The sequence below is a fragment of the Bacillus sp. JJ1773 genome, assembly GCF_036962035.1.
Taxonomy (GTDB): Bacteria; Bacillota; Bacilli; order Bacillales; family Cytobacillaceae; genus Cytobacillus.
Window position 1 is genome coordinate 1 of the sequence record NZ_JBALNX010000038.1, and the last position, 11,676, is coordinate 11,676.

At 37.9% G+C, this 11,676-nt stretch carries 10 protein-coding genes; 6 read left to right on the top strand and 4 right to left on the bottom strand.

All coding sequences use genetic code 11. From position 1 onward, the window contains the following. The first annotated feature begins 166 nt into the window (after positions 1–166). On the top strand, positions 167–1,555 hold the full coding sequence (locus tag V7127_RS10050) for an L-cystine transporter (RefSeq protein ID WP_335485448.1): 1,389 nt from the start codon (positions 167–169) through the stop codon (positions 1,553–1,555). A gap of 16 nt (positions 1,556–1,571) precedes the next feature. On the opposite strand, the gene V7127_RS10055 is transcribed toward V7127_RS10050, so the two are convergent. Then, entirely contained in the window at positions 1,572–3,461 is a 1,890-nt protein-coding gene (locus tag V7127_RS10055) for a dihydroorotate dehydrogenase (RefSeq protein ID WP_335485452.1), read from the bottom strand. Between the two features lie 192 nt (positions 3,462–3,653). Here V7127_RS10055 and V7127_RS10060 point away from each other — a divergent pair, with 192 nt between their 5' ends. The 3 genes from V7127_RS10060 to V7127_RS10070 all read left to right on the top strand — a co-directional run bounded on the left by V7127_RS10060 (position 3,654) and on the right by V7127_RS10070 (position 7,541). Beyond that, positions 3,654–4,364, top strand: a complete 711-nt coding sequence (locus tag V7127_RS10060) for a response regulator transcription factor (RefSeq protein ID WP_335485455.1) — start codon at positions 3,654–3,656, stop codon at positions 4,362–4,364. Then, positions 4,361–5,740 carry a sensor histidine kinase gene (locus V7127_RS10065; RefSeq protein ID WP_335485458.1) on the top strand — a complete coding sequence of 460 codons (1,380 nt, stop codon included), beginning with the start codon at positions 4,361–4,363 and terminating at the stop codon, positions 5,738–5,740. The genes V7127_RS10060 and V7127_RS10065 overlap by 4 nt, the downstream gene beginning before the upstream one ends. 109 nt (positions 5,741–5,849) lie before the next feature. Further along, a complete protein-coding gene (locus V7127_RS10070) occupies positions 5,850–7,541 on the top strand; it encodes a DL-endopeptidase inhibitor IseA family protein (RefSeq protein WP_335485461.1) in 1,692 nt (563 codons plus the stop codon). A gap of 118 nt (positions 7,542–7,659) precedes the next feature. Here the strand turns inward: V7127_RS10070 and V7127_RS10075 are convergent, their stop codons facing one another. Together V7127_RS10075 and V7127_RS10080 are read right to left on the bottom strand one after the other, a co-directional pair. Continuing rightward, positions 7,660–8,658 (bottom strand): inorganic phosphate transporter, encoded by a 999-nt coding sequence (locus tag V7127_RS10075; RefSeq protein WP_335485464.1) that lies wholly within the window; start codon positions 8,656–8,658, stop codon positions 7,660–7,662. 13 nt (positions 8,659–8,671) lie between these two features. Then, positions 8,672–9,289: a DUF47 domain-containing protein gene (locus tag V7127_RS10080; protein ID WP_335485467.1), complete on the bottom strand. Its 618-nt coding sequence runs from the start codon at positions 9,287–9,289 to the stop codon at positions 8,672–8,674. 456 nt (positions 9,290–9,745) lie between these two features. Between V7127_RS10080 and V7127_RS10085 the strand changes: the two genes are divergently transcribed. Beyond that, positions 9,746–10,006: a GlsB/YeaQ/YmgE family stress response membrane protein gene (locus V7127_RS10085; protein WP_335345567.1), complete on the top strand. Its 261-nt coding sequence runs from the start codon at positions 9,746–9,748 to the stop codon at positions 10,004–10,006. 99 nt (positions 10,007–10,105) lie between these two features. Here V7127_RS10085 and V7127_RS10090 read toward each other — a convergent pair whose 3' ends face one another. Continuing rightward, positions 10,106–11,050 carry an RluA family pseudouridine synthase gene (locus tag V7127_RS10090; protein ID WP_335485470.1) on the bottom strand — a complete coding sequence of 315 codons (945 nt, stop codon included), beginning with the start codon at positions 11,048–11,050 and terminating at the stop codon, positions 10,106–10,108. A 131-nt stretch (positions 11,051–11,181) separates the two neighbouring features. Between V7127_RS10090 and V7127_RS10095 the strand changes: the two genes are divergently transcribed. After that, positions 11,182–11,580 carry a YhcU family protein gene (locus V7127_RS10095; RefSeq protein ID WP_335485472.1) on the top strand — a complete coding sequence of 133 codons (399 nt, stop codon included), beginning with the start codon at positions 11,182–11,184 and terminating at the stop codon, positions 11,578–11,580. The last annotated feature ends 96 nt before the right edge of the window (positions 11,581–11,676 follow it).

The following is an 11,676-nucleotide window of genomic DNA, read 5'->3' on the forward strand; positions in this document are numbered from 1 at the left end:
AATTGTAAAATAAACCTCCAAATAAAAAAAGTATTATGCATTTAAAAAATAGTCAAGGGTAAATTAATAAAAATAAATAAGGTTCTTTAATTCCTACTTGACTCATAGGATTACATGAGATATAGTTTTATCATTATTGAAGATTATTATTTTAGGAGGAAATAAAATGACAACAGGGCTTGTTATCATAAATATTGCTATTATGTTATTAATTATTATTGGCCTGTTCTATATGCAGAAAAAACATATATCATTTTCTAAACGTGTTTTTACCGCATTAGGATTAGGGATTGTGTTTGGTTTTGCTTTACAGTTTATTTATGGACCGACTTCAGAGGTTGTTGCTGAATCATCAGCGTGGATCAATATTGTTGGCGGAGGCTATGTAAAGTTTCTGCAAATGATTGTTATGCCACTTGTATTCATTTCGATATTAACTGCTTTTACGAAGCTGAAATTGAGCAATAATATAGGAAAGATTAGTACTCTTATTATTGGCTTGCTAGTTGCAACAACAGCTGTAGCAGCCGCTGTAGGTATTGCTACAACTCTAGGGTTTAATTTGGAGTCTGTTCAGATTACTCAAGGGGATGCTGAAATAGCCCGCGGTGAAGTGATGGAGCAAAGAAATCTTGAATTAGAAGGAAAAAATCTCCCTCAACAAATTTTGGAATTACTTCCAGCTAATCCATTCTTGGATTTAACTGGTGCACGTCCAACTTCAACGATTTCAGTTGTTATCTTTGCAGCATTTCTTGGGTTTGCCTATTTAGGTGTTAGAAGAAAGGCACCTGAACAAGCTGAATTATTCTCGAAAATTGTAGATGCATTTTACGCAGTAATCATGCGTGTTGTGACGATTATTTTACGCTTAACTCCATATGGTGTCCTTGCTATTATGACAAAGACGGTAGCCTTGAGTGATTTTGATGCCATACTAAAGCTCGGTAAGTTTGTGCTCGCGTCCTACGTCGCATTGCTCGTTATGTTCCTAATTCATTTATTATTGCTGACATTTGCTGGACTTAATCCGGTAACGTATGTGAAAAAGGCATTTCCTGTACTAACCTTTGCCTTTACATCACGTTCAAGTGCTGGTGCCCTTCCATTAAATATAAAAACACAAAAGTCTCTAGGAGTCCCTGATGGAATTGCCAACTTCTCTGGATCGTTTGGTCTTTCGATTGGGCAAAATGGATGTGCTGGTATCTATCCAGCTATGCTTGCAATTATGATTGCGCCAACAGTTGGAATTAATCCATTATCACCATCATTCATCGCAACGGTTATTGCCGTAGTAGCGATTAGCTCCTTCGGTGTTGCTGGAGTTGGCGGCGGTGCAACCTTTGCAGCTATCTTAGTTTTATCTGCACTAAACCTGCCAGTTGCTTTAGCGGGTCTCTTAATCTCAGTTGAGCCGCTAATCGATATGGGGCGTACTGCTCTTAATGTAAGTGGTTCTATGACATCAGGACTTCTAACGAGCCGAATGACTGGTGAAATTGATTCAACTATTTATAATAATATGGAAGAGAAAATTGAAGCAGAAGCATAAAAAGATCGGCAGGTGCCTACGAAGGCATTTGCCGATTTTTTTCATTTTGCAGATTTTCACTATCAAATAAAAACCCTTTTGATAAAATAAGCCCAGCCATATAAAGAAGTAAGGCAAAGTATGCTGGAAGAAGGTGAATAAAGGTCGTATAACCGATAAAAAAATGAGTTAAGATACCGGCTGAAAAGGCTGGCAGGCCCCCAAATAGAAAGGAGTACCATACCCATTTAGCCCCTTCATGAAAGCTCCAAAGCGCCATCATGAGTACAAGCAGCCCGACACTAAATAAGGCACTCCCAAACCCGGCCCGATCATGGGCAATGACCGGAATTAGCCGGTTATTAATTTCATTAAGAATCTCAGGCGGGATACAAATAAACCCAGTATCTGTCGGTACAAAAATACTTGTAGTCCCGATAGTCGAGATGACGACTCCGCCAATGACAAATGAAAATCCCAAAATGACGAAGCAAAGCTGGCCCCATAGTGATTTTTTCCAATTCGAGGTATTTCTGCGGTTTTTTGAAACTGGAGAATGAATGGCTCCTTTTGTTTGACGAACACCCCATATGAAAAATGGAAGCAGGATAAGCCAAAATAAACCATGTAGCCAATCAAAGTATCCATACCCGATAAATAGAAGTATTCCTAAAAAACCTGAAATGGCAGCAATATTAATGGCTTTCCTTGCCCAATGCAACCCAAATTGCACTCCGTTTTTTGCTAGCTGCATATAAAGAATCGACCCAGAAATCATCGTTCCAGCAAGGGTCATCCTATCATGAGCCATAAATTTAAGGATGTTCGGATTTAAGGAAATTAATTCCTCTCTTGTCATTTGGATAAATGCTTCATCATACGGAAGAATGACACGTGTCATACTAAAAATAAGTGCAAGAAGTCCTCCGCAGAAAATAATAAACCCAAACAGCCAATACCATTTCCAGCCTTGTATAACATCCATTCCGTCATCTATTCCTTTAGAATCAGCAAGAGCTTCATTAATTCTTTTTGGAAGACCAGGGCCAGAAGAGACATAGCCCTCTGTCAGCATGATAAGGTCTGCTCCTAAATCATGAAGCAGAACGGCGTCTTCAGGCTCATATACCCCTCCTGAAATAATAATAGGAATCCCCGCCATTTGCTTACCTTGAAGAAGCTTTAAGGCACCGGCTATCTCCATAGTTTGCCTGCCCGAAGGCTGATCTTCATTCGCTTCCTCAATTAATAATCCATTTATGAAATTTGAGCTGATTAGTGATTGAATGTGAGGCAGGAACCTACCTATTTTATTGTGAGCAATGGCCAGAATAATTGGTTTCTTGCTTTCTTTTGCAAGAAGTCCTAAATGCTGACTGGCGTTTAGTAATGAAAGAAAGTCAATCACAAATGCATCTGCAAATGGTGTCAACGGCTTTGAAAGCTTTATTAATTCATCCATACTTTCACTGGAGCATAAATTTAATCGAATAAATAGTGGGATAGTAGCCTTCTGTTTCTTTAACCTTTGCACGGTTTGATCGATCCCTATTGATTCGAGGGGCTTTGGATAAAGAATGGTCCCTGTTTGATTATCAAATCTTGCTGTCTCTTTGGAGTCATTAGGATCCAAACTGACAGGACCTACTTCAATGAAACCGAAGCCGAGATAAGAAAATGCCTTTGTTCCGGACAATAGCGGGTCAATTTTCCCGCTTAAGCCGAGTGGGCTTGAAAATATGCAATTAAATAACCTTTTGCCTATTGTGGGAGAAGGTTTCATATGGCCTAGAAATTCAATTCCTTGTTTTCCGCCTGGTACACTCGCAATCATACACATTCCCCGGTGAATGAATTCTCTACCAGCCGAACCAGATAGCCGGGAAAGCCATGGCTTAAACAAAGGGTGATAGGACCAATCAGGCATAAAGCTGTCCCCCCTATATAAGAACTATATCTCTATTCTACAGGAAGAAATTTCAAATAAAAGAGGAAATGGAAAGGTTTTTAGGGAATTTTTATAAGAAGGAAAATATAATGGTAAGATGTGACAGGTCGCCAATTCTAACGTCTAATTTAGATGGGAAAATGAAAATTATTCATATAGGGTGAAAAAAAGATGACGACAAATGGAAAAATATTAATTATTGAAGATGAGCAATCCATACGTAAATTAATCGCATTTAATTTACAAAGATCTAATTTTGAAGTAATGGAAGCTGGTGAAGGGAAGCTTGCCTTAAAGCTAGTTGAAGAGTATAACCCCTCTTTAGTTATTCTTGATCTCATGCTTCCTGACATGGATGGCTTTGAGATATGTACTACAATAAGGGAAAAGAATCCTCAGCTCCCAATCATTATCCTCTCAGCACGTGGGCAGGATATGGATAAAATAATGGGTCTTGAGCTTGGGGCAGATGATTATATTGTGAAGCCTTTTAATCCGCTGGAGCTTGTAGCTAGAATTAGGACTGTATTAAGAAGAACAGAAATCATACAACAGCCGGCAAAAAGTTCAAAATTAGAGGCAGGACCATACGTAATTGATATTAAAACACAAAGAGTCTATAAATCGGGACAGCTTTTAAAGTTAACTCCCCGTGAATTTCAACTAATGAAATATTTCTTTGAAAAGTTGAATGAAACCATTTCAAGAGATGAATTCCTTGATGAGATATGGGGATTAAATTATTTTGGAGACCCTAAAACAGTTGATGTGCATATTAGAAGATTAAGAGAAAAAATTGAAGATGACCCTTCAAATCCATTATATTTAAAAACGATCTGGGGATTTGGGTATTGCTTTGAGGAAGGCGAAAAGCTGGGATGAAGAAAGGGATTAAGAAGCGTCTAGTATGGAGTTATCTTTTATTAATCATCTTTACAGTTGTTCTTTATGAGACTATTATTCTATCTGCCCTTTACACTTATTACATGGGGGGAGTCAAACAAGCTCTTAGAGATCAGGGATCCATGTTCTCAACTTTTTATGAGCCATATATAGAGTCGGGTAAATTGTCCAACCAAGCAGAACAGCTTCTTAGTCAATATCATTTTAACATCGGTGCACAGGTGCAAATCATTGACTCTGATGGGACTGTGCTAGCCAATACTCATGACCAGGGGAAATTAAATCTTGCTGCTCTTGAGGATGTTAAATCTGGTTTAAATGGTACGACAGGCTATTGGATAGGTGATAACGGTGATGAAAAACTGTTAGCAGTAACACAGCCAATTTTAGTGGGAAATGAGCCAATTGGAGCGGTCAGGTTTATTTCATCTATAGACAACCTATATTCTGTTTTTATTCAAAATTCAGTAATGTTAGCTGGAATCGGAATCATTGTTATTTTGCTTGTAGCATGTATTAGCTATTTCCTGGCAGTCTCCATTACAAAACCAATAAGCACCATTACATTGGCGGCAGAGCAAATGGCTGCTGGTTTTTTTGCGACAAGAATACCGAAGAAAAAAGATGATGAAATCGGCAAGCTGGCTGACACATTAAACTTTATGGCTAGAGAGGTTGAAAAGCATGAAAAGCTGAAGAATGAATTTATTGCATCTGTTTCACATGAATTAAGAACGCCGTTAACCTCTGTAAAAGGATGGGCAGTTACTTTACATTCGTTGTCTGATGATTCGATGTTTAAAGAAGGGCTGGAAATCATTTCAAATGAAAGTGACCGGTTAAATTTAATGCTAGGGGATTTGCTTGATTTATCGAGTTTATCAACTGGCAAAGTAGAATATCTCTTTGCTAGTGCCGATTTATCAAAATTAATAAGGGAAGTGGCTGGACAGCTGCATCCACGTGCAGAGAGGCAGATGGTAAATTTAAAGGTATTAACAATGCCTGAAGGCTTAATGGTTAAACTTGATCGAAACCGGATGAAGCAAGTATTGATTAACATCTTGGATAATGCTCTTAAATTTACACCCCAAAATGGCAGCATTACCATTCATGTTGAACGGAAAGAAGGAATGACAATCATTGAAATAGCTGACACAGGAAAAGGAATACCACCTGATGACCTGCCTGCCATAACGAAGAAATTTTATAAAGGCAAATTTCGTGGGTCTGGTACAGGACTGGGACTTGCTATTTGCCACGAAATTATTCATGCCCATGGAGGAAGTCTTGAGATTAATAGTGAGGTCGGCAAAGGAACAACCGCCATCATATCCTTCCCTAATGTCGATTAGTATTCTAATCTTCTTAATGTATATGCAATGATTAGTTAACCTATTTGAAACGAATTCCATTACTTATTGTAGTATTCTTTTTGTAGGGAGGAAATATAGGGGGAGAATTATGAGGAAATATTACTTGCGGTTTTGTGCTTTGCTTTTAGCCAGTACATTTTTTCTAGGGGGATGCAACTTCCTTCCAGAGCCAGTTACATTAATACAAGCACCTCAATATGTGGAGGCGGCTAGCGAAATAGAAAAAACACTGTTATTAAAATCTAAAGAATTCTTACCTGCCGGAACGATGTTTACAACGGCTGGTCAGCCAGTAGGCAATGAATCTACTATACAAGCGGATTTAGATGGAGACGGAGATAATGAGGTCGTTTTTCTTTACCAGTCTATTGGAAAACAAGAACAATCAGGGGCATTAATTTTACGGAAAGAAAAAGGTGAATGGATAAAGGAAACGGAGGTTAAAGGGACTGGATATGAAGTCAGCTGGGCTAGCAGTGCAGACATTACAGGTGACGGAAGACCAGAACTATTATTAGGCTGGAAAATAGGTGTATCGGCCGGGAATATACTGGATATTTTCACATGGGATCAAAGCCAACAAGGTAGATTAGTAAAATTAGCACAATTAAACTACCACGAATTGGAAGTTCTAATTCCAGAGGATAAAAAGGACTCACAGGCAAGATTAGCTATATGGAATAGAGAAATGGCAGATGTATATAGAACAGATATTGTTAAATGGGATAACACTTCATTTCAATCAGATTTAAGCTTCTATCCTGCCTATTTCGCGAAGGTAGCTGATTATTATGATGCAAGGGCAATGAATGTCCCTAATGCTCCTTATTATTGGTATTATCTTGCGGACGCAAGGTTAAAAGAAGGGCACCCTGAGCTTGCGTTTCAAGCAATTGAAAAGGGAATGAATTTGAAAATGACTTTTCCTTCAAGAGATGAATTTGAAAATCTGAAAATGGAGATAGAAGAAAAGCAAGCACACCGAAACAGTGATACGGTTCCCTTTTATTTACGGGAGGCAGATATCACGATGAATATCCCGAAAGCTTTGGCTTCAAATCTTTTCATAAAAGGTGAAGAAGGAAATAATAGTGAATATATGATTAATGTAAATAAAGTCCTAGACAATGGGCAAACGGCAATATTATTTACCGTGGAAGCCCATCAAAAAGATTGGATTAGCAGCTTGGAGGACTATGGTTTATCTCCGCTCTTTGAAACAAAAACTCTTACTTATGGAGTTCGTAAGAATAAAGAATTTCTTAATGATCCAGAGGTAGGTCAAATAATTAGCAGTATTAGACCGGGGGCGGACTACAAGAAACTAAAAAGTCAGGAAGAACAAATGTTGCTGGAAATGGTTCAAACTGCAGTAAAGAATTACTGGTATGTGACAAGCGGAGGAAAAATGGAAGAGGGTCTGATTGAAAGCTTTCTATTGAATGAAATGGATTACCGTTACATGGGCAGTGACCTTGATACAAAGGAGAAAATGAACGAATATTTATCAAGCGCATACTCGGCGGAAGCTATTCATCAATATATGGAAAGAGCAGGCATAGTCCTGCATAATGGAAAGCTTGCTCAGCCAAATGCAGACGGAGGTTCACGTGCAGATTACGAAAGAGCAACCATTTTTCTCACAAAGGATGCAGGCTCTGAAAAAGAATACAATCTAAAAGTTCCGCTCGGTGATAGTTTAGTTACTGAAACTGTTCATATCGTTTTTCGCCAAACCGATAAGGGCTGGAGAATTGATTCCATCCCCGGCAGCTTTTAAAATGTGGCAGGCTATTATAGCCTGCTGATTTTTTGAAAAGTGAATGGTTTTAAGAAGATAGGAAGTTAGTCTATCCTCTTAAAACCAGCAAAAATCGAAATCCCATTTTTACATTCCATTAAAAAATAGCATTTAAAAGAAGGTAAACAAGACCTGCGATCGTTGCAGAAATAGGTAAAGTAATTACCCAAGTGATAAGCATTCTTTGTGCTGTTCCCCATTTAACCCCTTTTAGGCGGTGAGCAGAACCGACTCCTAAAATAGAAGACGAGATAACATGTGTTGTACTGACTGGCAAATGAATAAATGTAGCCCCGAAAATAATCATGGCACCTGTTATATCGGCTGCTACGCCATTCACAGGACGTATTTTCATGATTTTTCCGCCGACTGTTTTAATAATTTTCCAGCCGCCGACAGATGTCCCAAGTCCCATTGCAAGGGCACAGGAGAACTGAACCCAGAATGGAATGTCTGTAGTCGTGACATAGTTATTGGCGATAAGTGCCATTGTAATAATTCCCATCGCTTTCTGTGCATCATTCGTCCCGTGTGTATAGGATTGCAATGCAGCAGTAAAAATTTGAAACAAGCGAAAATTCCGATTGGTCTTTGTTAAATTGTTATTTCTAAATACAACTTTAAAAATGCTGTAAACAATAAATCCGACGACAAAAGCGATAAGTGGTGAGAAAATAAGCGCCTGTAAAATTTTTATAAAACCTTGGTAATTTAGAGCAGCAAATCCTGAAGCAGCAATGGCCGCACCGGCAATAGAGCCAATTAGCGCATGTGAGGAACTGCTTGGAATGCCATAATACCATGTTAATAAATTCCAGAAAATCCCTGCGATAAGTGCAGCTAGAATAACTAATGATCCATTTTGCAATGTAAACGGGTCAACGATATCCTTTGTAATCGTTTTGGCAACACCTGTAAAAGTCATCGCGCCAACAAAATTCATTACTGCTGCTAAAATGATTGCATGCCTCGGTTTAAGGGCTTTTGTTGACACAGATGTAGCAATTGCGTTAGCAGTGTCATGAAAACCGTTTATGAAGTCAAAAGCTAAGGCTCCGATGACAATTAAGATTGTTAAAATAAATAATCCATCCATTTGTTACGGCTCCTTATGCATTTTTCATGATGATGGTTTCAAGTGTGTTAGCAACCGCTTGGCAGCTATCCGCTATATCTTCCATATTTTCGTATATCTCTTTGTACTGAATGATTCTGATTGGATCCTTCTCTACGGAGAAAAGATGTTTGATCGACTGGCGAAGAACGCCATCACATTTTGATTCATGATCTTTAATTATGATTAGATGTTCTCTAATCTGCAGTAATTTTTTCGTAGAAAGAAGTTCTATTGATTTTTCAATTTCAAAAGCAGAGTTTTTAATTGCATCTACGAACTTAAGCATATAATCATCTGCCTGTGTGATGGAGTACATTTCGAATAGTGCTGCACAATGTTCAATTCCATCGATTACATCATCCAAACTCATTGCAAGGTGCAGGATATCTTCACGCTCAATTGGCGTAATAAAGGCATTATTTAATTCCCTGATCACTTCATGAACAAATGTATCCCCTTTTGACTCATATTCCTTCATCGTTTCTGAAAAAACTTTCAAATCACTTACATTGTTCAATTTATAGTCTGCAAAGTAAATTGCACCCTCTTTTACGTTCAATGCAATATTGCTTAACAACGTATTGAATTTGTCCTTCTTTTTAAAAACCATGTGTATAACCCCCATAGAAAAAAATTTCATCCAAACTCAAATAATTTTATACGAAAATGAGTGAATTAGATAGTTTTAAGTCGAAAAAAGTTGATAAATTCTTTTGATGTAAAAAAACATTCATTATTTCTTATTATTTTCCATAGTATGTGAAGTTTAGTTGATTATAAACTTTTTGCAAAAAGCAAAGGTTTTGGACAAATGCTGAGCGGGTAATTTGTTATTAATATCTCGGCATATGCCGTTTATATAGATTGAGCGATTGCCTTAGAGCAATCGCTTTTGGTTTTTTAGAAAAAAAAAAGTGTAATTGTGATGATTTCTGGGTAACTTACATATAGGCTTCAAGTTTGTACCAATTCTTTTCGTTCACTTTTTAAAAAATGGAAATTAGTTTTTTGAATGAAAGAAAAAAAACTGAGAAAAACTACAATCAAAACAGCAAGGAGTGATATTATGTTTAGCTTTTTATGGGCATTAATTATAGGAGGAATCATTGGCTGGGTTGCTGGAATGATTGCCGGCAAAGATATTCCAGGCGGTGTTTTTGGTAATATTATTGCAGGATTTGTAGGAGCGTGGCTAGGGTCTGCAATCTTCGGTGATTGGGGTCCAGATATCGCTGGCTTCCCAATTATTCCAGCCTTAATCGGTTCTGTGCTGCTCGTATTCCTTCTAAGCCTTATTATGCGAGCCTTTAGAAGAACGACTGACTAATAAAAAAGCAGAAGTAATTAGGCGCTGAATCAAGACAAAGAAAAGTAGAAGGGTCGTCTCATATGCCAAATAATTGGCATAAGAGGCGACCCTTTTCATTTAGGTAAGGTCACTGGGCAAAACTTGCAGCAGCTCTGCCAGCATGACTGATTTGTTGTTCTCTTCCTCAGGTAAAGGAGCATTGCAGCTGATTTTTTCCATCGTAAAGGGGTGAGGAAATTCGAGTTTAGCAGCATGTAATGCTTGTCGGTCAAAGATGGGTTTCCCACCGTATAAAACGTCACCAGCTAAAGGATGGCCAATATAGCTTAAATGGACACGGATTTGATGTGTACGTCCAGTTTCCAGCTGGCATTTAATAAGTGACAGGTTTTGTTTCGGATACGTTTTAATTAACTCAAAATGTGTAATTGCCTGTTGTCCGCTTGAGGATACACGCCTTCTTGTTGCATGGTGGCGATCACGTCCAATGGGCTCCTTAATGATTCCTTTTTTAGTCTTTAACAACCCATGAACGAGGGCCACATACGTGCGTTTTATGATCCTTTCTTCCAGCATCCAATCTAGAATGCTTCCGGCAAGAGGATGCTTGGCAAAAAGCACCGCTCCAGTCGTATCGCGGTCCAGCCGGTGAACATGCTTCACTTTCCGATATTCCCCTTGAGATAGTAAGTGATAGGCAACTGCATTAGATAGTGTATTTGTCTGCCCATCCTCGTTAGGGTGAGTATCCATATGGGCTGGCTTATTAAGAACAAGTATATGATCATCCTCATAAAGGATTTTCACATCTTTATTAAAGGGAGTCACGCCAAAATCCTCATCAACAAAAATTCGTAATTGCAATTTATCCATATATTTTAATGGAGAATTCCAGTTAATCCATTCACCGTTAACCTTTACCTGATTTTCCATACGCATAAAATGTATTTGTTTTTTCGGTGCTCTCCAAATATTTCTTAGAATATAATCTATAGTAAATCCATCCCAATCACGGGGTAATGTTAATTCATACCATTCTCCAAATCTCTTGGCTTTAATCATGGACCTCTCCTTTATTTATGCAAAAATGGAAACGCTTTGGGTTTAATTACCACCCTAAAAAACGAATTGAATATGCTATTCTAATGATATATATTACGAACAGGTTACAATGTTTAAAGGTGGTCATTTATGTGAAAGTTGTATATGCTTCAACTCATGAACAAGAGCTGAAAATTAAGGAACTTATACAAACTCTATATTCAAAAGTTTTTCCTCTCTATTTTCCTGATGAAGAGATAAAGGAATTTGAGCGCATGCAAGTATTACATACAACAACAAGACATTTCGAATACTTTGGAACATTAAAAGAAGCATATCAGGTTATAGCGAGTCTGCAAACCATTATATCTATACTAGAACTTCCACAATTAGATGAGAAATATGAGGGCTTATTTGTAAAAAATGTATACACCCTACAGGAGTTTGGTTTAACCTTCCCATTTTCCTTCAGTCAATTTTGCAGCAGCAAAATGATAAAGGATGATGTACTTAGTATTTATACAAAAGCTGCAAATGAAATATTAATATAACATGAAAACGCCTGCAATGTGAAAATTGCAGGCGTTTTTTTAGATGAAATGATAGCGAAAGTTTTCTCGAGTTTAAGAACTGTCTAGCTCCAGTGC